This window comes from Nonomuraea marmarensis, assembly GCF_043197025.1.
Taxonomy (GTDB): Bacteria; Actinomycetota; Actinomycetes; order Streptosporangiales; family Streptosporangiaceae; genus Nonomuraea; species Nonomuraea marmarensis.
In genome coordinates, this window is sequence record NZ_JBICRM010000002.1 from 24,397 (window position 1) to 47,448 (window position 23,052).

19 protein-coding genes are annotated in these 23,052 nt (G+C 70.1%); 9 read left to right on the forward strand and 10 right to left on the reverse strand.

The genetic code is table 11. The features are described 5' to 3' along the window. Positions 1-34: 34 nt before the first annotated feature. The gene (locus tag ACFLIM_RS03125) at positions 35-1,024 is read right to left on the reverse strand and encodes a trypsin-like serine peptidase (protein WP_393161656.1); all 990 of its coding nucleotides are present in this window, start codon (positions 1,022-1,024) and stop codon (positions 35-37) included. 196 nt (positions 1,025-1,220) lie between these two features. Between ACFLIM_RS03125 and dxr the strand changes: the two genes are divergently transcribed. From dxr to ACFLIM_RS03150, 5 genes are all read left to right on the forward strand, one after another. Continuing rightward, positions 1,221-2,411 (forward strand): 1-deoxy-D-xylulose-5-phosphate reductoisomerase, encoded by a 1,191-nt coding sequence (dxr, locus tag ACFLIM_RS03130; protein ID WP_393161658.1) that lies wholly within the window; start codon positions 1,221-1,223, stop codon positions 2,409-2,411. Positions 2,412-2,450: 39 nt separating this feature from the next. Further along, positions 2,451-3,614 carry a flavodoxin-dependent (E)-4-hydroxy-3-methylbut-2-enyl-diphosphate synthase gene (gene ispG / locus ACFLIM_RS03135; RefSeq protein WP_393161660.1) on the forward strand — a complete coding sequence of 388 codons (1,164 nt, stop codon included), beginning with the start codon at positions 2,451-2,453 and terminating at the stop codon, positions 3,612-3,614. Positions 3,615-4,006: 392 nt separating this feature from the next. After that, positions 4,007-5,593: an alpha/beta hydrolase gene (locus tag ACFLIM_RS03140; RefSeq protein ID WP_393161662.1), complete on the forward strand. Its 1,587-nt coding sequence runs from the start codon at positions 4,007-4,009 to the stop codon at positions 5,591-5,593. Between the two features lie 72 nt (positions 5,594-5,665). Next, a complete protein-coding gene (locus ACFLIM_RS03145; RefSeq protein ID WP_393162496.1) occupies positions 5,666-6,508 on the forward strand; it encodes a GNAT family N-acetyltransferase in 843 nt (280 codons plus the stop codon). Between the two features lie 9 nt (positions 6,509-6,517). Further along, positions 6,518-7,336, forward strand: a complete 819-nt coding sequence (locus ACFLIM_RS03150; protein ID WP_393161664.1) for an NmrA family NAD(P)-binding protein — start codon at positions 6,518-6,520, stop codon at positions 7,334-7,336. Here ACFLIM_RS03150 and ACFLIM_RS03155 read toward each other — a convergent pair. The 5 genes from ACFLIM_RS03155 to ACFLIM_RS03175 form a co-directional block, all read right to left on the reverse strand. After that, the gene (locus ACFLIM_RS03155) at positions 7,333-7,710 is read right to left on the reverse strand and encodes a DUF3037 domain-containing protein (RefSeq protein ID WP_393161666.1); all 378 of its coding nucleotides are present in this window, start codon (positions 7,708-7,710) and stop codon (positions 7,333-7,335) included. The two genes, ACFLIM_RS03150 and ACFLIM_RS03155, sit on opposite strands and share 4 nt — an antisense overlap. Further along, positions 7,707-8,516: a HipA family kinase gene (locus ACFLIM_RS03160; protein ID WP_393161668.1), complete on the reverse strand. Its 810-nt coding sequence runs from the start codon at positions 8,514-8,516 to the stop codon at positions 7,707-7,709. The genes ACFLIM_RS03155 and ACFLIM_RS03160 overlap by 4 nt, the downstream gene beginning before the upstream one ends. Before the next feature lie 22 nt (positions 8,517-8,538). Then, positions 8,539-9,684 carry an FAD-dependent oxidoreductase gene (locus ACFLIM_RS03165; RefSeq protein WP_393161670.1) on the reverse strand — a complete coding sequence of 382 codons (1,146 nt, stop codon included), beginning with the start codon at positions 9,682-9,684 and terminating at the stop codon, positions 8,539-8,541. A gap of 138 nt (positions 9,685-9,822) precedes the next feature. Beyond that, positions 9,823-10,692: a TIGR03619 family F420-dependent LLM class oxidoreductase gene (locus ACFLIM_RS03170; RefSeq protein WP_393161672.1), complete on the reverse strand. Its 870-nt coding sequence runs from the start codon at positions 10,690-10,692 to the stop codon at positions 9,823-9,825. Further along, positions 10,689-11,936 carry an LLM class flavin-dependent oxidoreductase gene (locus ACFLIM_RS03175; RefSeq protein WP_393161674.1) on the reverse strand — a complete coding sequence of 416 codons (1,248 nt, stop codon included), beginning with the start codon at positions 11,934-11,936 and terminating at the stop codon, positions 10,689-10,691. The genes ACFLIM_RS03170 and ACFLIM_RS03175 overlap by 4 nt, the downstream gene beginning before the upstream one ends. An 88-nt stretch (positions 11,937-12,024) precedes the next feature. On the opposite strand from ACFLIM_RS03175, the gene ACFLIM_RS03180 reads away from it, so the two are divergent. The 3 genes from ACFLIM_RS03180 (at position 12,025) to ACFLIM_RS03190 (ending at position 16,659) form a co-directional block, all read left to right on the forward strand. Beyond that, a complete protein-coding gene (locus ACFLIM_RS03180; RefSeq protein WP_393161676.1) occupies positions 12,025-12,837 on the forward strand; it encodes a TIGR03619 family F420-dependent LLM class oxidoreductase in 813 nt (270 codons plus the stop codon). Between the two features lie 47 nt (positions 12,838-12,884). Then, positions 12,885-14,456, forward strand: a complete 1,572-nt coding sequence (locus ACFLIM_RS03185) for a serine/threonine-protein kinase (protein WP_393161678.1) — start codon at positions 12,885-12,887, stop codon at positions 14,454-14,456. 109 nt (positions 14,457-14,565) lie between these two features. After that, the gene (locus ACFLIM_RS03190; protein ID WP_393161680.1) at positions 14,566-16,659 is read left to right on the forward strand and encodes a protein kinase domain-containing protein; all 2,094 of its coding nucleotides are present in this window, start codon (positions 14,566-14,568) and stop codon (positions 16,657-16,659) included. Position 16,660: 1 nt separating this feature from the next. On the opposite strand, the gene ACFLIM_RS03195 is transcribed toward ACFLIM_RS03190, so the two are convergent. Further along, entirely contained in the window at positions 16,661-17,887 is a 1,227-nt protein-coding gene (locus tag ACFLIM_RS03195; protein ID WP_393161682.1) for a Gfo/Idh/MocA family protein, read from the reverse strand. A 4-nt stretch (positions 17,888-17,891) separates the two neighbouring features. Further along, the gene (locus ACFLIM_RS03200; RefSeq protein WP_393161683.1) at positions 17,892-18,413 is read right to left on the reverse strand and encodes a TetR family transcriptional regulator; all 522 of its coding nucleotides are present in this window, start codon (positions 18,411-18,413) and stop codon (positions 17,892-17,894) included. Positions 18,414-18,512: 99 nt separating this feature from the next. Between ACFLIM_RS03200 and ACFLIM_RS03205 the strand changes: the two genes are divergently transcribed. Further along, positions 18,513-20,702 carry an MMPL family transporter gene (locus ACFLIM_RS03205; RefSeq protein ID WP_393161685.1) on the forward strand — a complete coding sequence of 730 codons (2,190 nt, stop codon included), beginning with the start codon at positions 18,513-18,515 and terminating at the stop codon, positions 20,700-20,702. On the opposite strand, the gene ACFLIM_RS03210 is transcribed toward ACFLIM_RS03205, so the two are convergent. Both ACFLIM_RS03210 and ACFLIM_RS03215 read right to left on the reverse strand, forming a co-directional pair. Beyond that, the gene (locus ACFLIM_RS03210; RefSeq protein WP_393161687.1) at positions 20,699-21,589 is read right to left on the reverse strand and encodes an LLM class flavin-dependent oxidoreductase; all 891 of its coding nucleotides are present in this window, start codon (positions 21,587-21,589) and stop codon (positions 20,699-20,701) included. The two genes, ACFLIM_RS03205 and ACFLIM_RS03210, sit on opposite strands and share 4 nt — an antisense overlap. 328 nt (positions 21,590-21,917) lie before the next feature. Continuing rightward, positions 21,918-23,015: an alcohol dehydrogenase catalytic domain-containing protein gene (locus ACFLIM_RS03215; RefSeq protein WP_393161689.1), complete on the reverse strand. Its 1,098-nt coding sequence runs from the start codon at positions 23,013-23,015 to the stop codon at positions 21,918-21,920. Positions 23,016-23,052 lie beyond the last annotated feature (37 nt).

A 23,052-nucleotide genomic window follows, 5' to 3' on the forward strand; every position in this document is an offset into this window, starting at 1 on the left:
AGATGTGTTCTTGTGACTACTTTCGGTAAATTGCTCAGAGTGCGTTGGTGCTTTGCGCGGCTTGGTAGACGGCCTGGGCCTCGTTCCCGAAATAGGGGCCGAACATCCAGTTGGGGGCGAAGTTGTATTTGAAGCTGTTGACCGAATTCTGGGTGCCGAGTCCGGTCGACTCGTTGAAATTCAGCATCCAGGGGCCGCCGCTCGAACCGCCTGTCATGTTGCAGGTCAGGCCCTGGTCGTCCGACATCAGGAAGTCGTCGAAGGTCCGGCCGCTGCAGTAGATCAGCTTCGAGCCGTCGTAGGGGGCTGCCGCCGGGTAGCCGAACGCGTACATCTGCTGCCTTCTCGCCTGGTTGAACGCCACGCCCTGGCCGCCCACGGCGTCGACCAGGGTCCTGCCCTGCAGCGGCGCCACCACGGCGGCGGCGACGTCGAAGTTGATGTCCTCGCTGGCGTTCCACTGCTGCGTGGTCAGCAGCTTGGTCGCGGCCCAGGTGCCGAGCGGGCGGTTGCCGTTGGTGTAACCCGGCACGAAGACCCAGTTCGTGTGGAAGGCGCCGCTCAGCTTCACACAGTGGCCGGCGGTCAGCACCACGCTCTTGTTCGCGCTGGTCACCGCCGTGCCGGAGCAGGACGCGTTCCTCCCCTGTGTGGTGAAGAAGATCCGCCCGGTGGTCTTCGCGACGGCGCCGCCGTCGGTCCACGGCTCGCCGGAGCTCCTGGCCGCCTGCAACTCGACGCCGCCGCCGCGCACGCCGGTGGGCGGGGCCGTCCACGGGGTGCCCTCAGTGGTCAGGGCCATCTTCGTGCCCTGCTTGGGGCCGGGCGCGTCCAGTGGCTGGGCCGCCTCCATTCTCCCCTCGGTCCAGTACGTCAGGACCTGCTTCTGCTCGGACGCCGAATCCGCCGCCGCGTGTTGTGCGGGCTTCGGCCGCGCTTGGGCCTGTGCCGCGCTCGCCGGGAGCAGGGCGGCGCTCCCCGCGGCGAGGGTGAGGATGGAGAGCAGAACGATTCTGCGGTGCATTACGTACCTCCCGTAACCGGACCTGAGGTTGGAAGGTAGCCGCCGCAATATCCAGATTTCTCAAGTTTTGCGCATACCGATATGACGATATTCAGGCATAAATTGACTCTGTTATCTCGTGTCACATAAGCAAAGCAATTTCGGTACGTTCGGTGCCGCGTGCCCGAGTGCGCCCCGCAGCGGGGACAATGGACAGGTGCATGCAGAGATCCACCGCTCCGTCGTCCTGCTCGGCTCCACCGGCTCGATCGGCACCCAGGCCCTCGACGTCATCGCCGCCAACCCGGGAGGCTTCAAGGTCGCGGGGCTGGCGGCCGGGGGTGGCCGGGTCGGGTTGCTGGCCGAGCAGGCGGCCCGGTTCGGGGTGGAGGTCGTGGCGGTGGCCGACGCGGGGGCCGTACCGGCGCTGAAGGAGGCGCTGGCGGCGCGCGGTGCTCAGCCCGTGGTGCTGGGCGGCCCCGAAGGGGTCGCGGAAGTGGCGGCGTGGCAGTGTGACATGGTGCTCAACGGCATCACCGGCGCGCTCGGGCTGACCTCCACGCTGGTCGCGCTCCAGGCCGGCAGGACCCTCGCGCTGGCCAACAAGGAGTCCCTGATCATCGGCGGGCCGCTGGTGAAGCGGCTGGCCCGGCCGGGGCAGATCCTGCCGGTCGACTCCGAGCACTCGGCGCTGCAGCAGTGCCTGTGGGCCTCGGGGCCCGGCGGCTACGACCCCGCCAGCGTCAAGCGGCTCGTGGTGACCGCGAGCGGCGGGCCGTTCAGAGGGATGAAGCGCGAGGAGATGGCCGACGTCACGCCGGAGATGGCGCTGGCGCATCCCACCTGGTCCATGGGGCCCGTGATCACGATCAACTCCGCCACCCTGGTCAACAAGGGGCTGGAGGTGATCGAGGCGCATCTGCTGTTCGACCTGGGGTTCGACCGGATCGAGGTGGTCGTGCACCCGCAGTCGATCATCCACTCCATGGTCGAATACGTCGACGGCTCCACCATCGCCCAGGCCAGCCCGCCCGACATGCGGCTGCCGATCGCGCTGGCGCTCGGCCATCCGGACCGCGTTCCGGACGCCGCGCGGGCCATCGACTGGACCAGGGCGCACACGTGGACGTTCGAGCCGCTCGACGACGTGGCGTTCCCGTCGGTCGCGCTGGCCCGGCACGTCGGCGGCGAGGGCGGCACCGCGCCGGCCGTCTACAACGCGGCCAACGAGGCGTGCCTCGACGCGTTCATGCGAGGCGAGTTGCCGTTCCTGGCGATCGTCGACACCGTGGCCAAGGTCGTTGAGGAGCATTCCGTCACCCCTGCCGACTCCGTGGAAGAAGTCCTGGCGGCCGACGCCTGGGCCCGTGCCCGTGCGTCCGAACTCACAGCCGTACAGTCCCGCTGACTACCTAAACTGGAAACCGTCGCCACAGTAAGGGTTGAAATGTCATCTGTAGCTCTAGGCATCCCGACGGTCCGACCCAAGCCGCTCGCCGAACGCCGCCACTCACGTCAGATCATGGTCGGCAGCGTGCCCGTGGGAGGGGACGCGCCGGTCTCGGTGCAATCGATGACGACCACGGTGACCGCCGACGTCAACGCCACATTGCAGCAGATCGCGGAGCTGACCGCGTCGGGCTGCCAGATCGTGCGGGTGGCCGTGCCGTCGCAGGACGACGCGGACGCGTTGCCGATCATCGCCAAGAAGTCCCAGATTCCGGTGATCGCCGACATCCACTTCCAGCCGAAGTACGTGTTCGCGGCCATCGAGGCGGGGTGCGCGGCGGTTCGGGTCAACCCCGGAAACATCAAGAAATTTGACGACAAAGTAGGCGAGATCGCCCGGGCGGCCGCCGACTCCGGGGTGCCGATCCGGATCGGCGTCAACGCCGGGTCGCTCGACCCCCGCCTGCTGCAGAAATACGGCAAGGCCACGCCCGAGGCGCTGGTGGAGTCGGCGTTGTGGGAGTGCTCGTTGTTCGAGGAGCACGACTTCCGCGACATCAAGATCTCGGTCAAGCACAACGACCCGGTCGTGATGATCAACGCGTACCGGCTGCTGGCCGCCCAGTGCGACTACCCGCTGCACCTGGGCGTCACGGAGGCCGGCCCGGCCTTCCAGGGCACGATCAAGTCCTCCGTGGCCTTCGGCGCGCTGCTGGCCGAGGGCATCGGCGACACGATCCGCGTCTCCCTCTCCGCTCCTCCGGTGGAGGAGGTCAAGGTCGGCAACCAGATCCTGGAGTCGCTGGGGCTGCGAGAGCGCGGCCTGGAGATCGTCTCCTGCCCGTCGTGCGGCCGCGCCCAGGTGGACGTCTACACGCTCGCCGACCAGGTCCAGGCCGGTCTGGAGGGGATGAAGGTCCCGCTGCGGGTGGCCGTGATGGGCTGCGTGGTGAACGGCCCCGGCGAGGCCCGGGAGGCGGACCTGGGGGTCGCCTCCGGGAACGGCAAGGGCCAGATCTTCGTCAAGGGCGAGGTCATCAAGACGGTGCCGGAGTCGCAGATCGTGGAGACGCTGATCGAGGAGGCGCTGCGACTGGCCGAGGAGATGGGCGTCGAGGTCGACCTCGACGACGACTCCGGTCCCCGGGTCACGGTCGGCTGACTCGGTTCGCTGTACGCATGAACCCCAGGCCGGTGTTGTTGGCCTGGGGTTCATCCAGGTCTACGGGCCGGGGTAGGTATTGAAGGTCTCGAACAACGCGCCCACCGCCGGAACTGTAGGACGGCGCAGCGCCGTAGCATCCTTGCCCAACAGCCCGTCCGCGGTCCTGTAGGCGCTGCCACCCGCACGCCAGGCCAAGCGGCGGGGGAAGCCTCGCACCAAGGGCGATCGGCTCGGTCAGGTTGCCGAACTGGCCGCCACCTGCTCCTGGAAGCGGGTGGCTACATCCGGCCATGGACCGATTACAGAATGGCAAGCGTTTCCCCATACCCAACGTCATCACGCGGTGATCGCGGGAGCATCGCAAGGCCTATGACATGGGAGGGGGCCGGGTGAAGCGGGTCGTTGGGGTTGTCGCCGGGATTGCGGTGCTCGTTGCCGGGGTCGGGAGTGCGGATGGGACGGCGGCGGTGGCCAGCCGCGGGAAATGGACGCCGGCCGCAGTGGTGTGGGGGGCCTGTCCCAAGGTGGCGGGCAAGGCCGTGGCGGCCAACGTCGAGTGTGGCACCGTGAGCGTGCCGCTCGACTACCGCGAGCCCTGGGGGCAGTCCATCAAGCTGGCGCTCAATCGAATAAAGGCCAAGGTGTCCCGAGATGCCAATCATCTGGGGACACTGCTGGTGAATCCGGGCGGGCCGGGGGCGTCCGGGCGGAGTCTCACCGAGTTCGTGTCCACCGCCCTGCCCGACGGCCTGGGTGAGCGGTACGACGTCGTGGGGTTCGATCCCAGGGGCGTCGGCGCGAGTGAGCCGTCGATGCACTGCGTGGACGCGGCCACCTACTACAAGGCCCCGAGGCCCGATTCCGTGCCGCGGGGGCAGGCCGAGGAGCGGGTGCTGCTGGACCGGGCCGCCGACTACGCCAGCCGCTGCGGCAACTTCTGGGCCTGGCTGCTCCCGTACCTCACCACCGAGAACTCCGCCAGGGACATGGACTCCATCCGCGCCGCCCTCGGCGAGGAGAAGATCAGCTACCTCGGCTACTCGTACGGCACCTACCTGGGCGCCGTCTACGCCACGCTGTTCCCGGACAGGGTCAAGCGGCTCGTCATGGACAGCACCGTCGACCCGACCGCTGTCTGGTACGAGTCCAACCTCGAACAGGACCGCGCCTTCGAGCATCGGCACCGCCACTTCCTCGCCTGGACCGCCAAGCACAACGACGCCTACAAGCTGGGCGCCACCACCAGGCAGACGTCGTTCGCGTACTACGCGATGCGCGACCGGTTGCGCGCCCGTCCGGCCGGCGGCGTCGTGGGGCCGAGCGAGCTCGACGACACCTTCACCCTCGCCGGCTACAGCGACAGGCTCTGGCCCCAGTTCGCCCAGGCGTGGTCCTCGTACGTGCGGGCGGGCGACGTCAAGGGCCTGCTCGACATCTACGAGAAGCACGGCAAGAACGACGCCGACGACGAGAACGGCTACGCCGTCTACCTGGGCGTCCAGTGCCGCGACGCCAGGTGGCCGCGGCAGTGGGACAGGTGGCGGGCGGACATGACCCGGCTGCATCACCGGGCACCGTTCCTGACCTGGCCGAACGCCTGGTACAACGCCCCCTGCGCCTTCTGGCCGGTCAGGGGCGGCGAGCCGGTCGAGGTGCACGGGTCCCGGAAGTTGCCGCCGATCCTCATCATCCAGTCCCGTGAGGACGCCGCGACCCCGTACGAGGGGGCTCTGGAGATGCAGCGGCACTTCCCGGGCGCGCGCCTGGTGCTCGAACGGGGCGGCAACCACGGCGTCTCGCTGGCGGGCAACAAGTGTGTGGACGGGCGGCTGGGGGCGTACCTGAAGGACGGGTCGTTGCCGTCGCAGGACGTCGTCTGCGCGGCGCTGCCGGAGCCGGCGCCGGCCGCTCACATGACGGGCCAGCAAGATCAACCGGGCCTGCTCGGGATGCTGGGGCTCATGCCCGGAAGCTGACGTCAAGAAAGGGTTACTGTGGGCATCGCCCAATGAGCCAATCGGTAACCCTTCGCGTAGTCTGACCATGTGATGCTGCGTACATCGGCGTCGCGCGTGCTCGATGACAGCGACCGGGACGAGGCTCTCGCACTGCTGGACTCCGATCCGGTCGCGAACGTCTTCGTCTCCTCCAGGGTGCGGGCCGTCGGACTCAATCCGGCCCGCCTCGGCGGGCAGATGTGGGGCTTCGGGCCGCGCGGTGGCCTCGTGTCACTCTGTTACGCCGGGGCCAACATGGTGCCGGTCAGCGCCGGTCCCGAGGCCGTGCACGCGTTCGCCGACCGTGCCCGCAAGCAGGGGCGGCGCTGTTCGTCGATCGTGGGCCAGGTCGACGCGGTCTCCCTGCTGTGGGAGCGGCTGGAGCCGCACTGGGGCCGGGCCCGCGCGATCCGCTGGGCGCAGCCGGTCATGGCCACCTCGCGCAGGCCGCCGGTGCCGGCCGATCCTCTGGTACGCCGGGTGCGGCCGGAGGAGTTCGACATCCTGTTGCCGGCGTGCGTGGCCATGTTCACCGAGGAAGTCGGCGTCTCACCCAACCTCGGCGACGGTGGAGCGCTCTACCGGACCAGGGTCGCCGAGCTGATCAGGATCGGCCGGTCCTACGCCCGCATCGACGACGGGAAGGTCGTGTTCAAGGCGGAGGTGGGGGCCGTCACGCCGCACGCCTGCCAGATCCAGGGCGTCTGGGTCGCCCCCGAACTGCGGGGGAGAGGCTATGCCGTGGCGGGCATGGCCGCCGTCGTGGAGGCCGCGATGAGCTGCTTCGCCCCCGTCGTCTCGCTGTACGTCAACGACTTCAACCGCTCGGCGCGGGCCGTCTACCGGAAAGTCGGGTTCCACGAGGTCGATACATTCATGTCGGTGCTGTTCTAGCATCCAGGAATGATCCTAGTTACCGGGGCCACGGGGAACGCGGGTGGGGCGCTGGTGCGCACACTGGCCGGAGCGGGTGCGGAGGTCAGGGCGCTGGTGCGGCGGCAGGTCGATCTGCCCGCCGAACTGGCCATCGGCGATCTGAACGATCCCGAGTCGGTGGCGGGCGCGTTGGCCGGTGTGCGCGGGGTGTTCCTGCTGAGCGGCTACGACCGGATGGCCGAGACGCTGGCCGCCATCGCGCGGGCCGGGGTCCAGCACGTCGTGCTGCTGTCGGCCAGCGCCGCCGAGGCCGCCGACCTCGGCAACCCGGTCTCGAAGTATCACGTGGAGTCCGAGGCGCTGGTACGGGAGTCGGGGGTGCCGTGGACGATCCTGCGGCCGCGTACGTTCATGTCGAACACGCTGCGCTGGGCAGACCAGCTGAGATCCGGAAATGTCGTGCGGGAGGCGTTCCCTGACGTCGCCGTCGCGACCGTCGATCCCCTCGACATCGCCGCCGTGGCCGCCGCGTCCCTGCTGGAGAAGGGGCACGACGGGCAGGTCTACGGGCTGACGGGGCCGGCGGCGCTGCGGCCCGCCGATCGGGTGCGGATTCTGGGGGAGGCACTGGGCAGGGAGCTGCGGTTCGAGGGGCTGTCCGACGACGAGGCCCGGGCTCAGCTGCTGGCGGGGATGCCGGAGGCGTACGCGGAGGCGTTCTTCGGTTTCTTCGCCCGCGGCGAGCTGGACGAGTCGGCGGTGTTGCCGACCGTCTTGCAGGTCACCGGGCGGCCGCCGCGTACGTTCGAGGAATGGGCGGCGGCCAACGCGAAGGCCTTCGGCTAGAGGCGGACCAGTTTGTCGAAGAGTCTGGCCAGCTCCGTGCCGGGGTCGACGGTGAGGCCGGCGTGCACCGGTCCGGCCTGCACGATCGTGCTGCGTGGCGCCGTCAGCCAGCGGAACCTGCCGCCCAGCGACTCCCCGGCCAGCGGGCCTGGCTTGTCGCCGCAGGCCAGCTCGTACGCGCTGAGCGCACGGCGTACCGCATCGACGTCGGCACCGGGATCCAGGGCGCGCAGCCGGACCGCGTCGAGGTCGACCTTCGCGCACAGGTAGTCGCGCGGCTGGCAGTAGAGCAGCACGCCCGCGTTGATCAGCTCGCCCCGCTCCACCCTGGGCACCACGCGGATCACCGCGTATTCGTAGACGTCTCTGGTCACCGGCCGCCTCCCCGCCAGAACTCGCCGACGGAGCCCGGCCCCGGCCTCTGGGCCTGCTGCCCGGTGCGTACGAGCCACTCACGCGGCCCGTGCGCCCGCCGCAGCAGGTGATCGACATAAGCCTCGCGCACGTCCCCGGCCGAGTCGAACCCCGGCTCGCCGTCGAGCCACTCGTCGGGCACCAGGGCCGTCACGGTCTCCAGCAGCTCTCGAGTGATCTTCCCCGAGAGCTGGTCGCCGGCGCCCTCCACGTCGGCGGCGTACGGCGCGAGCACGTGGTCGCTCGCGTCGAACGGCCGCTGGGGGTTGGCCGTGCGCCAGTTGTGGTGGAACCAGAGCGCCGCTCCGTGGTCGATCAGCCAGGTATCGCGGTGCCAGACCAGCAGGTTGGGGTTGCGCCAGCTCCGGTCGATGTTGTGGATCAGACCGTCGAACCACACCACCCTGGACGCGAACCCCGGATCCACCACCCACGCCAGCGGCTCGAACCCCAGCGCCCCCGGCAGGAAGTCCACCGCCAGGTTCAGCCCGGTGCTGGCCTTGAGCAGGTCCTGCACCTCCTCGTCCGGCTCCCTGATGCCGAGCTGCGGATCGAGGTCGATGAGCTTGAGCTCGGGCGTCCTGAGCCCGAGCCGGCGGCCCAGCTCGGCGGCGATGATCTCGGCCACGAGCACCCGCCGGCCCTGCCCCGCCTCGCGGAACTTCACCACGTACGTGCCCAGGTCGTCGGCCTCGACGACGCCGGGCAGCGACCCGCCCTCCCGCAGCGGGGTCACGTAACGGGTGGCTGCGATCTTTTCCAGCACGGGACGAGGCTATCGCCCGTCGTCAGCGGCTCGGAGTCCGGTCCGGGCGGTTGACGGGCGCGAACGGGTGTTGCCGCGACCCCTCCACGGCGGTGAACGCGTAGTCGAGCATGCGGTGCTCGTAGCCTGCCTTGAGCGGTTGCCCCTCGGCGAGCACCTCGCTGAGCAGCTGGGCGTCGCGGAGCGCCACGTTCGCGCCCTCGCCGCGGCCCGGGCTCATGCTGTGCACGGCGTCCCCGAGCAGCGTGACGGCGGGCTCGTCCCACGGCTGCACGCGCTGGGCGGAATGGATCCGCAGCAGGAACGTCGCCTCGGGCTCCGCCTGCTCCACGATGCGGCGGACGCCTTCGTGCCAGCCGTTCACCGTGTCGAGGGCGAGCCGGTGCAGCTCGGCCGGTGACGCTCCGTCGGGCCTGGGCCCCTTGGTGGTCATCGTCCAGGAGAAGTAGCCGGGGATGTCCGTGACCTCCAGGCCGGGGGCGTGGCGGGCGACCGCCTCCCCTGCCGGCGTGAAGGGGCGGCAGGTGGCGATGGAGATCGCCGTGTGGTCGGGGGAGGTGACCCGGTTGAAGCTGTCGACCAGCTCCGGGGGCGTGGCGGCCAGCAACTCCGGGGTGATCGGGGTCTTGCCGTAGAGAGCCCAGTCCAGCTCGTCCACGACGGCGTCGGGGAGGAGCTGTTTGCGTACGCGCGAGCCGACGCCGTCCGCACCGACCAGCAGGTCGCCGTCCATGGAGGCGCCCGCCGCGAAGTGGGCGCGCACGTGGTCGCCGTCGAGGGGCTCGTAGCGCAGGTAGTCCATCTCGAAGCGCACGTCGAGCCCGGACATGAGGATCTCGCGCAGCGTGAGCCGGTTGACGCCCAGGCCCTGGACGCCGGCCTCCACGGGCGGGATGTCTTTGGAGAACGCGGGTGTGAGCCGGGTGTCCATGAAGATCATGCGGGTGGCCGGGCGGATGGAGGTGGCCACGGCCAGGTCGAACAGGTTCGCGGGCACGCAGGCCCGCAGCGCTTTGACGCCGGTTTCCTTGAGGCTGATGCGGTAACCCTGGGCGCGATGTCCGGCCGAGGGGTCGCGCTCGAACAGGGTGACGTCGAGACCTGACTTACGCAGGCCCTGGGCCAGGGCTAACCCGCCGATGCCGCCTCCTATGACCAAGATGTTCATAGCTCGACATTCTCGCCGGAGGAGGTCGCGCGGGTCACGGACATGCTGCGGCGGATCATGAAGAACCTCGCCGAAGGTCCGGGCGCATAGCGCGTCTGCGGATGACTCGGGTGCGGCCCCGGGCCGGGCTTTGGCGGGTCAGACCTTGGCGATGATCTCCTCGGCGAAGCGTTCCATGGTGGCGATCTTGAGTTCCAGGGTGCCCTCGCCGTACCGGGACTTCTCCTCGGGGGTGGCCAGCCACCACGGGGCGGCCAGCGTTGCGGTCACGCCCTTGGCGGCGAAGTGGCGGTAGGTGTCGGCGTCAGGGAGCACCGCCAGCGGTGCGACGATGTCGAAGGGGCCGGTCCTGCCGTTCTCGTCGAGGTGGTGCCGCAGCGAATCCAGTACGAGGTCGAGCTGGTCCTCCGTGTAGATGCGGTTCCCGATCCAGCCGTCGCCCAGCCGGGCCGCGCGGCGCAGGGCCGCCTCGCTGTCACCGCCCACGTATATCGGGATTTGTCCGGCGGGAGTCGGCGAGATCGACAACGCCGGGAGGCCGTCCAGGGTGACCGTCTCGCCGGCCCAGAGCGAGCGCAACACCGGCAACATCTCGTCCAGCCGCCGTCCCCGGGTGTGGAAGTCCTGCCCGGTCCCGACGAACTCCTCCTTGCACCACCCCACCCCAACCCCGAACGTCACCCGCTCCCGCGACAACACCGCCGCCGTGGACACCTGCTTGGCCACGGTGAACAGGTCACGGGCGGGCGCGATATAGACGTTCGGGGAGAAACGCAGCGTGGACGTCACCGCCGCCATGGCTCCGATCGTCACCCACACGTCCGGCCAGTGCGTACGAGCGTCCCAGCGCGGCCGCCCGGACCGCGAGTACGGGTACGGCGAGGCGAAGTCGGCGTAGAACAGATGGTCGGACAGCGTCAGCGTGTCGAACCCGCACCGCTCGGCCGTCCGCGCCAGCTCCACGAACTGATCGGTGTCGACGAACGAGGCCCCCAGCCAGAATCTCATTGGAACTCCGGGATGACCTTGGTGGCGAACAGCTCCAGGTTCCGCTTGACCGTGTCCAGCGGCAACACGCCCTGCTGCCCCTGCATGTAGAGCCCGAACCACTCCAGGTCCGGCATCCGGTCGAGCATGCGCTGGATGCCGCGTTTGACGTCGTCCGGAGTGCCGAACAGCGCCATCTCCACATCGCGCATCCGCTTGGCGTCGCCCTTCTCCGGGGAGATGGGCTTGTGCTTCTCGTCGTCCTTCTTCCGCAGCACCTCGAGATAGCCGAACGGCCCGAAGAAGGCGGCGAAGTCCTTGGGGATGCTGCGGCCGAAGGTGTTGATGGCCTCCTCGGTGGTGTCCGCGATGCCGACGATCTTGAGGATGCCGGTGTGCTCGCCCAGCTTGTAGTGGCGGCCCTGCTTGGCGGACTCCTCCTGGTACAGCTTGGCCTTCGCGGCGTGGTCGTCGGGGTTGGGGGTGAACATCCACGGCATGATGTTCTCCTGGGCAGCCCTGATCACCGACCGGTCCGAGATCGTGAACGGCTGCCACAACTCGGGGTGCGGGTTCTGGTACGGCCGGGGGCAGACGGAGACGGCCTGCACCTTCCCATCTTCGGAAATTTCGCCCGGCGCGCCGAATGTCTGCGTCCATTCCATCGCCGGCCAGCCCTCGATGCCCTCGTACGGATAAGGCACCTGGTAGTCCAGCACATCGGACTTGTAGCGGAGGGTCTCCTGCGTCCACGCCAGCTTCATGATCTTCAGCACCTCGCCGAAGACGTCGAAGTTACGCGTGTCGGTCGCCGAGCCGTCCGAGCGCGCGGCGGCCGCGTGCCAGCGCTGGCCCAGGACGTTCATCCAGCGGTTCTGGTAGCCGCGCGCCACCCCCAGCCGCAGCCGCCCCTTGCAGAACTGGTCGAGCAGCGCAACGTCCTCCGCCGCCCTGATCGGGTCCCAGGCGGGCAGCACCAGGCCGAGCGGCGCGAGCAGGATCCGCTCGGTCCTGGCGGCCAGGTCGGTGAGGAACATCAGCGGGTTGACCGAGAACTCCATGCCCTCCGAATGGAAGTGATGCTCGGTCATCATCAGCGCGTCGAACCCGATCTGGTCGGCGTGCACGGCTATCTCCCGTACCTCGTGCAGCAGCCTCTGGTACGACTCCGTGTCCCGTCCGATGGGACGCCTGGCCTTGGCGTTCTCCTCGGCCGCGTAACCAGAGCCTGGAATCTGCGGATTCAGGAAGATAGAAAACTTCACCGGAAACCTCTTTCCGCGGGGCGGTCTTCTGCAAGGTACTCTGGGAATCTTAGCCGAGCAATCGCTTGGTTGACGATAGGAGGGTCGCATGAGGCTCGGGGTCACGATGTTCGCCACGGACCTGGCCATGCCGGTCCCGGACCTGGCCAGAGCGGCGGAGGAGCGCGGCTTCCACTCCCTCTACGTGCCCGAACACACCCACATCCCGGTCTCGCGCCGTACCCCTGCCGCGGGCGGGCAGGAGGTGCTGCCCGAGGAGTACAGCCACACGCTCGACCCCCTCGTCGCCCTCTCCTTCGCCGCCGCCGCGACCACGCGGCTGCGCGTCGGGACCGGCATCCTGCTCGCCGCCCAGCGCGATCCCATCGTGACCGCCAAGGCCGTCGCGACCCTGGACCACCTCTCGGGCGGGCGCGTCGTGGTCGGGGTCGGCTTCGGCTGGAACGTCGAGGAGATCGAGAACCACGGCGTCCCGTACGCGCGGCGCCGCGAGGCGGCCCGGCGGAACGTGCTGGCGATGCAGGCTCTGTGGCGGGACGAGGTGGCCTCCTTCGACGGGTTCGAGCCGTCCTGGTCCTGGCCAAAACCCGTTAACGGGCCGCTGCCCGTGTACGTGGGCGGGGCGGCGGGGCCGAAGCTGTTCGCCCAGGTCGCCGAGTACGCCGAGGGCTGGATGCCGATCGGCGGCCACGGGATCAAGGCGGCGCTGCCCGCATTGCGCGAGGCGTGCGAGAAGGCGGGGCGGCCGATGGCCCGGGTGATCCCGTTCGGGACCCGGCCGACCAGGGACAAGCTCGACTACTTCGCCGGTCTCGGTGTCGAGGAATCGGTGGCCACGCTGCCGAGCGGCCCGGCCGAGGTGGTGTTGCCGATCCTGGACCGGTACGCCGAGCTCATCTGAGCCCGTTGTACCGGGTGTGCCGCGTTGGAACGGCATAATGGCGGAATATGTCCGAGCTACGTGCCGATGATCCGCGGCGGTTGGGGTCGTACCGGCTGTCACGCAGGCTCGGGCAGGGCGGCCAGGGTGTCGTCTACCTCGGCCAATCCCCGCAGGGGGCGCAGGTCGCGATCAAGCTGCTGCACGCCAGCCTGTCCGATGATCCCGATGTCCGGCGCAGGTTCCTCGGCGAGGTCGAGGCGGTGCGCAGGGTCGCGGCGTTCTGCACGGCGCAGTTGCTGGACGCCGATCTCGAAGGCGATCGGCCCTATCTGGTCAGCGAGTACGTCGAGGGGCCCTCGCTGCGGGAACACGTCACCGCCAAGGGGCCGAGAATGGGCGGCTCGCTCGACCGCCTGGCCATCGGCACCGCCACCGCCCTGGGCGCGATCCACCGGGCCGGAGTCGTGCACCGGGACTTCAAGCCGGGCAACGTGCTGCTCGGGCTCGACGGGCCGCGGGTGATCGACTTCGGGGTGTCCAGGCTCGTGAACGCCGCCGTCACGACCAACCTGATCCCTGTCGGCACCCCTGCCTACATGGCACCCGAACGCATCAAGGGCGAACCTGCCGGGCCGCCCGCCGACCTGTGGGCGTGGGGGCTGACCGTCGCGTACACCGCCACGGGGCGGCACGCGTACACGGCGGACACCTATCAGGAGGTGCTCGCCAGGATCCTGTACGGGAAGCCGGACCTGGGGGCGTTGACCGGGCGGCTGCGCGAGATCGTGGAGGCTTGCCTGGCGATGGAGCCGGGGGAGCGGCCGGACGCGGAGGAGGTGCTGCGGCGGCTGCTCGGGCAGGACGGGGTGGCGGGGGGCGACGTGCTTACCTCCGGCGCCATGGCCGCCATCCCCGTCCCCTCCGACCCCAGCCGCCCGCCCACCGCCGCCTCCAATCCGGCCACGGCCGCCTCCGGTCCGGCCACCGCCGACTTCAGGCAGGCCGGTGTCGCTGCCGGCTCGGCTGCGGCCGGCTCGGGCTCGGGTGCTGCGGGTCGGGTGCAGGCCGCGGGTGGTTCTGCGCTGATCGCGGAGTTCGGCCCGGTCAGGGCTGGGTCGGATCCGATCGAGGACCCTGACCCGACCACGAGTTTTCCCGTCGTCGTCCGCCCCGGCCACAGTTTCGGCGCCGGCTCTGCCTCCAGCGATGACACGTCTGCCGGTGGGAAGCCCGTCAGGCGGTTGCGGGTCTGGCAGCTGGTCGTGGGGGTGGTCGGCCTGGTCATGGGGGTGGCCGGGTTCGTGTTCTGGGTGCGGGGGGCGCAGGGGCCGGGGATGGAAGGGACGTGGACGGGGTCGGCCGAGCACTTCACCGCGAAGCGGGTGTTTCCCATCGAGCTGCGGCTGGGGGCCGACGGCGGGGCGATGCGGTGGGGGGCGGATCTGCACTGTTCGGGGCGTATCCGGCTTACCGATAGTGGGATGGTCTTCGTGCTTGATCAGGTCACGGGCGAGGAGTGCTATCCGGGGACGTTGCGGATGTTCCCGACGGCCGACTCGAACCAGATGGCCATCAAGGTGACCCGCGAGGGTGAGGAAGAAGTGACGTATTCCGGTACGGTCGCCCGTACCTCCTGACTGGCTGTGTCACGGTCAGGCTGCGATTGTCGTGAGCACCGTTGACTGATTGCGGCCTGTTGCTTTCAGTAGAAAGCAGGACAGGGGTGGCGGCGAGGGGAGGCGCCCCGTGCCAACGGCGCAGCCGCTCAGAACGGGGGACCCCCAGCGACTCGGGGAGTACGAGCTTTCCGGACGGCTGGGTGAGGGCGGTCAAGGCGCGGTGTTCCTCGGTTCGAGGAGCGGGGAGACATACGCGGTCAAGCTGCTGCATGGGCCGGTGGGGGACGAGCGGGCGGCGTTCCTGCGGGAAGTGGAGCTGGCCAAGTATGTGGCGAGGTTCTGTACGGCCCAGGTGATCGATGCCGGGTTCGACGAGGGCCGGCCGTACATCGTGAGCGAGTACGTCGACGGGCCCTCGCTGCACAGGGAGGTCGCGTTAACCGGACCCCGGCGAGGCGGCGCGCTGGAGCGGCTGGCGGTGAGCACGGCGACCGCGCTCACGGCGATCCATCGTGCGGGCATCGTGCACAGGGACTTCAAGCCGCAGAACGTGCTGCTCGGCTCCGACGGGCCGCGAGTGATCGACTTCGGCCTGGCCAGGGCGTTGGACGCGGCGGCCACGGTGAGCGGTCGCGGGGTGGGCACGCCCGCGTACATGGCTCCGGAGCAGATCACGGCGGCGGCCGTCACGGGGGCGGCGGACGTGTTCTCGTGGGGCGCCACGATGTGTTTCGCGGCCAACGCGACGGCGCCGTTCGGGCAGGACTCGGTGGCGCCGGTGCTGCATCGCATCCTGACCGCGCCGCCGGAGCTGGGGCGGCTGGACGGGCGGTTGCGGACGCTGGTGGAGGCGTGCCTGAACAAGGACGCGCGGAACCGGCCGAGCAGCAGGGAGTTGCTGTTCGAGCTGCTGGGGGAGTCGGATGAGGTGCCGGCCGAGGTGCTCACCTCGCCTCCGGCCCACGTCCTGCGGGTGACGCCGTCTCTGGTGCCCGAGCCACGACCGCCGATGGCCGAACCCGAGGCGACGGGGGCGCTCGACGGTTACCGGCTGCCCGACTCGCTGCCGGGATCGACTCCGACCGACCCGCCGGAGTCCGGTGCGGGGGAGGGCGGAGAGGCATCCGGCGCTGGAGGAGCCGGGCGGGCGTCCGGTGTCGGACAGGCGTCCGGTGCTGGTGGCGTGGGGCAGGTGTCCGGCTCGGGCGGGGTGAGCCAGGCGTCGGCCGCTGAGGGTCGAGACCAGGTCTCCGGGCCGGGCGGCGGCGGGCAGGCGTCCAATTCGGGGAGTGGCGGGTTCGGTGGCGGGCCGGTGGTGCCGGAACGCTCCAGGAGCGGCTGGCCCAGGGCGGCCGTGGCGGTGTGCGTGGCGCTGCTGGTGACCGCCGCCGTGCTGTTCGCCGTGCTCGTACCCACGATGAAGGACCAGGGGTCGCAGGCGGCCGGACCGCCCGTGCCCCCGCAGTCGGCACCGGTGACCTCCCCGCCTCCGGTGGACAAGTCGCCCAAGACCGAGGAACCGGCGGAAACGCGCGAGCCCACTACGGACCCACCGGTGGTACGGCCGGTGACGGTGGCGATCCCGGCGCTGGTGGGGATGAGCAAGGGGACGGCGTCCAACGCCGTCAAACGGGCCGGACTGGTGCTGGGGACGGTCACCCGGCTCGACTCGCCGCAGAAGATCGGCCAGGTGCTCGGCAGCAGGCCGGCCTCCGGCACGGTCGTGGCCAAGGGCAGCACGGTCTCGCTGCAGGTGTCCGGTGGCCTGGCCGTGCCGTCGGTCACGGGCATGCAGCGCGAGGCCGCCGAGACGGCGCTGACCGGCGCGGGCCTCGCCGTCGGCACCGTCACCCGCTCGTGCTCGGCGCAGCCGGACGGTCAGGTGCTCGCCACCCGGCCCAAGGCGGGCAGCCGCGTCATGGGCGGCACCCCGGTCGGTCTCACGGTGGCCCGCAACGGCGCCACCGTGCCCTCCGTCGTCGGCCGGTCCCGCGAGGACGGGCGCGCCGCGCTGATCGCGGCCGGCCTCACGGTACGGGGGAGGGGGCAGGTGGTGGCGGACGAGTCGCGGGTGGGCATGATCCTCAGCCAGAGCGTCCAGCCGGGCACGTGCGCCGAGCCGGGAAGCGCTGTCTCGATCGTGTTCGGCCTGGCGGGCCAGTCGGGTCCGGACCCGGGCGAGCCCTCGGAAACCCCGACGAGCCCCATCGCCGGCGAGTGACTCAGTCTCCGGGAACGGTCACGGTCTGGCCGTTCAGCCGCGACCTCTCGGCGGCCCAGGCGATGAGGTGGCTGTGCAGGCTCTCGCCGGGCGAGGACAGGATCGAGGAGCGGTCTCTCGTGGCGACGGCCTGCAGGAACGCCTCGACCAGCGCCTCGTCACCGCCCCCGTGGCCGCCCCTGGCGGTCGGGTCGCCCGTGGGCCGGGTCTCGACGGTCTCGGAGCAGCCGGTGACGAAGTCGTGGACGGTCAGGCGGTCGCCGTCGCCGTCGATCGAGCCCCGGGTGCCGAAGATCCGGGTCTGCCGGTGCAGCGCCGGGGTGAACCCGGTCATGGTGAACGACGCGGTCACGCCGCCCTCGAACTCCAGGTTCACGACCTGGTGGTCGACCACGTCGTTGTCGCAGTCGTACACGCACCTGCCGTACGGGCCCGTTCTGAGCGCCTCCAGGATGCCCCGCTCCGAGACGTCGTCGGTGAGCACGGACACCGGCCACACGTCCTTGCCCGCCAGGGGGAGGTAGATGCGCTTGGCCGAGTACGGGCAGGCGGACTCGACGTGACAATCCAGACACCGGGAGGCCGCACCCTCAGGGCGGTTCTCCGGGCGGAAGTGCTTGAGCCCGCCGAACGACGACACCCGGGTCACCGGCTTGCCGGTGAGGTGGACCAGCCAGTCGAGGTCGTGGCAGGACTTGGCGAGCAGCATGAACGTGGACTCGCCGGTCCTGCGCCAGTTCCCCCGCACGTAGGAGTGCGCCTGGTGCCACCACCCGACCGGCTCCAGGTGCTGGATGCTGACGATCTCGCCGATCCTGCCCCCGTCGAGCAGCGCCTTCAAGACCCGCGTGTACGGGGTGTAGCGCAGCACATGGCAGACGGCGAACACCGCGTCGGACCGTTCGGCGGCCGCGACGATCTTCCGGCAGTCGTCCTCGGAGACCGCCATCGGCTTCTCCAGCAGGATGTCGTAGCCCAGCTCGGCGAACCGCACGGCGGGCTCGACGTGGTCCCTGTCCTGGGTGGCGATGACGACCGCGTCCGCCCGGCGGGGCAGCGCGGCCAGCTCGCGCCAGTCCGTGTACTGCTCGGCCTCGGGGAACCTGTCACGGCGGCCGTCCAGCGGATCGGCCACCGCGACCACCCGCGCCCGGCCGGTCTGGACGGCGCGACGGGCATACGAGGTGCCCCGCGAACCCGCGCCGACCACGGCAAGGGTGATCATCATTCTCCTAAAGGGCTCGGACGGATTCGAGCAGGACGGCGCGCACCCGCTCCTCAGGCAAATCCATCGTCTTCACCACGCCCCACTGCAGCGCACCGAGCAGGGCCCAGCTCCTGACCTTGATCTCCGGATCGGGATCCGCGCCTGCGAGCCTGGCGTAGATCTCGTCCCTGAACGTCCTGATCGCCTCGCGCTCCGAGCCCGGCGAGACCGAGTCGTCACCGGCCAGATCCTCCATGAACAGCCGGATCACCGACCGATAGCGCACCGCGAACGCCACCAGCGCCTCGACGAACGCCTCCCTGCCCGGATACGCGGTCCCGAGCAGCGCGAACATGTCATCCGCCGCCGGGGCGAGCAACTCCGAGGCCAGCCGGTCCTTCGGGTGGAAGTGGTAGGCGACGGCGGTCTTGGTCAGCCCCACGACGGCGGCGATGTCGGCCAGCGACGTGGCCGCGTAGCCGCGCTCGGCGAACAGCTCTCGGGCGGCGGTCAGGATCCGGGTGCGGGTGTCGTCGGCTGTGGTCATCGTCTCATTTCCGTACGGGATACAGCCTTCCGGTATTTCTCGCTTTATCGTAGGTCCTGTACGACCGTACAGGACGACCGTCGGGTAGGGGCTGGGGCGATGACGCGGTTTCTCGGGCGGCTGGGTGGCTGGTGTGCGCGGCACGGGCGGGTCGTGCTGGCGTTATGGGTGGTCGTGGCGGCCGGGCTGATGGGCGGGAGCCTCGTGCTCGGCAGCCCGGTCAGCAACGACGTGACGATCCCCGGCACCGACGCGCAGCGGGCGCACGATCTCCTGAAGTCCGGCTTCGGGCCCGGCTACGGCACCGGCGGCACGGTGCAGCTCGTCCTCTACTCCGCCGACGGCCCGCTCGTCGAGGAGCGGCGCAAGCAGGCCGTGGAGGACGCCCTGGACCGGCTGCGCGACATGCCGCACGTGGTGCAGGTGGACACGCCGTACCGGCTCGGCGGCATCGCCTCCAACCTGCGGATCGGGCTCATCACCGTACGCATGCAGGGCCACGACGGCACGAAGCTCGCCGAGAACACCCAGGCGTTGTCCAAGGCCGCCGATCCCGCGCGGGCGGCCGGGATCGAGGTGGTGGCGGCCGACAGCTCCACGCCCGCCGACAAGGAGATCAAGACCGGGCCGAGCGAGATCATCGGCGTGTCGTGCGCGCTGCTGGTGCTGGTGTTCGCGTTCGGGACGCTGGCGGCCGCGCTGGTGCCGATCTTCACCGCGCTGGTCAGCGTCGCGACCGGGCTCGGCGTGATCGGGCTGCTCGGGCACGTGCTGGACGTGCCCAAGCAGGCGGGCATCATGGCCACGATGATCGGGCTGGGCGTGGGCATCGACTACGCGTTGTTCCTGCTGTCCAGGTATCGGCGGCTGCTGGCGGACGGGGCGCCGGTCGTGGAGTCCGTACGGCGTACCGTGGCCAGCTCTGGCGGGGCCGTGGTCTTCGCGGGCGGGACGGTGATCATCGCGTTGAGCGCGCTCATGCTGGGCGGGTTCCCGCTGCTGCGCACGCTCGGCTGGATCACCGGCATCTCCGTCGTCACCGCTGTGCTGACCTCCGTCACGCTCGTCCCCGCCCTGCTGGGACTGCTCGGGCACCGGATCAACGCGCTCAAGGTGCCCTTCCTGGGCCGGCGCGCCTCGGGCTCCGGCTGGGCCGGGCTGGGGGCGTGGGTGGCGCGCCGCCCGTGGCGGGTGTTGTTCGCCAGCGTGCTGGTGCTGGCCGCGCTCGCCGCGCCCGCGCTCGCGCTGAAGCTCGGCCCGCTCGACGACGGGTACGGCACGCAGGGCTCGGAACCCCGGCGAGCCTACGAGCTGATGGCCACCGGCTTCGGCCCGGGCGCCAACGGCCCGCTGCTCGTGGTCGCCGAACTGCCCTCCCGGGCGGGCGATGCCGATCTGGTGGACAAGATCGTCCGCGCGGTCGAGGACGTCGACGGCGTCGCGCACGTGGCCACCCCCAAGGTGAACTCCTCCGGCCGCTCGGTCCTGCTCCAGGTCGTCACCGACTACGCCCCCAGCGACTCCCGGGCCGCCGAGGTGGTCGAGGACATCAGGGCCATCTCTGGAGTGCACGTCGGGGGCAAGGTGGCGGCGCTGGCCGACGCGGGGACCCGGATGTCCGAGCGCACCCCGCTGGTGATCGGCGTGGTGGTGCTGCTGAGCGCGCTGCTCCTGCTGCTCGCCTTCCGCGCACCCGTCGTCGCGGTCAAAGCCGCGCTGATGAATCTGATCTCGCTCGGGGCCGCGTTCGGGGCGCTGGCGATCGTGTTCTCGATCGGGCTGGGCAGCGGGCTGGTGGGCATGGATCCGCCGGCCAGCTCCTCGTACCTGCAGACGATCTTCTTCTCGGTGCCGATCGAGAGTTATGTGCCGTTGATGCTTTTCGCCGTGTTGTTCGGGTTGTCCATGGACTACGAGGTGTTCCTGCTGACGGCGGTTCGGCAGGCGTACCTGCGGCATGGGGACAACGCGCGCGCGGTGGCGGAGGGGCTCGGCTCGACGGGCCGGGTGATCACGTCGGCGGCGCTGATCATGGTGGCGGTGTTCGTGGCGTTCATCGCTTACCCGGATCCGATGGTGAAGACGTTCGGGGTGGGGCTGGCGGTGGCCGTCGCGGTGGACGCCACGATCATCCGCGGGTTCCTCGTGCCCGCGACCATGGTGTTGCTCGGGCGGCTGAACTGGTGGTGCCCGCGCTGGCTGGACCGGCTGCTGCCGAACCTGTCGGTGGAGGGGCACGAGGAGGACCCCGCTCCCCGGCCCCGCGAACCCGCCAAACTCGGCGTCTAGGACAACTCGGGTAGGACCTGGGTGGCGATGCGTTCCAGCTGCTCGGGCTCGTCGAACATCGGGTCCAGCAGGACCAGGTCCGCGCCCGCGTCGATCACGTCGCGTAGCCCGCGTACGCACTCCTCGGGGGATCCGGTGACGGCGACGTTCGCGTTGCCGTACAGGCGGCGTAGCAGGTCGTCGATGCGGTTCTCCTGGCCGACCGAGATGTAGACGCGCTTGGCGAGCTCGAAGCTCGCCGGGTCGCGGCCGGCGGCGGTCAGCTCGGCCTTGACCGTGCGCACCTGCTCCGCGAACGCCGCCGTGGTCGCCCCGCCGGCGCCGAAGAAGCCGTCGCCGTGCCTGACCGCACGCCGGACCGCGGCGGGCCGGTGCCCGCCGATCCAGACGGGCGGATGCGGCTTCTGGTACGTCTTGGGCTCCATGGCGGCCTCCACCTGCCAGAACCGCCCGTCGAAGGTCACCTTCGCGTCCGTCCAGCAGGCTTTCATCAGCTCGATCGACTCGGTGAAACGCGTCACCAGGCCGTCTGGAGGCACGCCGAAGTTCGCGAGCTGGTCCCGGCCGCCGAGCCCGAAGCCCACCTCCAGGCGGCCCCGGCTGAGCTGGTCGAGGGTGCTGATGCTCTTGGCGAGCTGGAGGGCGTTGTGCTGCACGAGGATGAACACCGCGCAGCCGAGGCGCAGCCGCTCGGTGCAGGCGGCGGCGTACGTCATGATCTCGATCGGGTTGAGCATGGGCGCGGGGGCCAGCGTCGACTCGCGCGTCCACGCGCTGTGGAACCCGAGCTCCTCGACGCGCCGCACGTAGTCGCGGAACGCGCCCGGGTCGAACCTGCCGTCGGCGACCTGCTGGGGGAGGGAGACGGCGAACCTGGTTTCTGTCATGTTCCGACGAATAGCCCTGTCGCGGCGGCCCGTCCAGCTCCCGCGCCCCCGGTTCGGAAGGTTGAGGGTGCGGGCTGCGATCGTTGCCGGGATACGAAACTCCGACGTGCGCGCAAGCGTATGAGCAGGTCACTGTGGGTACAAGAGCTACTCCCCTAGGTGAGGAGGGAGCGTCGAAATGATCCCTGGCTGCGGTAATTGCGACTGCGGCGATGTGATGTACGAAGGAACCCCGTCGCACTGGACGGCATTGCACATCGAGTAGCACGCATCGCGCCCAGCCCGCCGTCACGAAAAGTACGGCGGGCTGAGCCACTTTCACGCCCGGTCAGAAGGTGATGACCGTACGGGCGACCGTGCCCTGGCGTACGTGGGTCACGGCGTCGTTGATGCGGTCGAGCGGCAGGCGTTCCGAGATGAGGCCGTCGAGGTCCAGCCGGCCACGCAAGTACTGGGCGACCAGCATGGGCAGGTCGCGGTGAGGGGCCGCGTCCCCGCCCTGGGTGCCCATGAGGCGGCGGGAGGCGAACAGCAGGCCCGTGTCCAGCTCCACGGGGTGGCCCTGGGGTGGGCTGCCGACCATGACCGTGGTGCCGCCCGGTTGGGTCGCGGCGAACGCCTGCGCCAGGACGCCGGGGACGCCCGTCGCGTCGAAGGCGTAGTCGACGCCGCCCTTCACCAGCTCGCCCACCTGCTTCGGCAAATCCGTGGCCAGCGTGGCCAGCAGGGTGTGGGTGGCGCCGAAGAGCTCGGCCAGTTCGAGCTTGTGGTCGGCCACGTCCGCGGCGACGATCGTGGTCGCGCCCGCGAGCACCGCGCCCTGGATGACGTTGAGCCCCACGCCGCCGCAGCCCACGACGAGGACGGTCGCGCCGGGCGGGACCCTGGCGACGTTCGTGACGGCGCCGACGCCGGTGACGACGCCGCAGGCCAGCAGGCACATGGCGGCGAAAGGCGCGTCTTTCGTGATTTTCACGCACATGGGCTCGTTGACGACCGCGTACTCGGCGAACGACCCGATGCCGATGAACCGGCGGGTTTCCTGGCCGTCCAGGGTGATTCTGGGCAGGCCGCCCATGATCGTCGGCAGCCTGGCGGGGCCCGAGCACAGGTGGAACCGGCCCGCGCCGCACTGGCGGCACCGGCCGCAGGGGCCGTTCATGGCGATGATGACGTGGTCGCCGGGCTTGACGGTGGTGACGCCCGTACCGACGCTCTCCACCACCCCCGCGCTCTCGTGCCCGAGGATGAACGGCAGCCTGCTCACCACCGGGCTCTTGCCGTCGATGGCCTTGAGGTCGGAGCCGCACACGCCGGACGCCTTGATCCGCACCCGCACCTCGCCGGGTCCCGGGTCCGCGATCTCGACCTCGCGGATCTCCATGGGGGCGTGGAACCTGGTCAGCACGGCCGCGCGCATCAGCATGGGCCAAACGGTAACCCGGGCCCAGATTGTGAGCAAG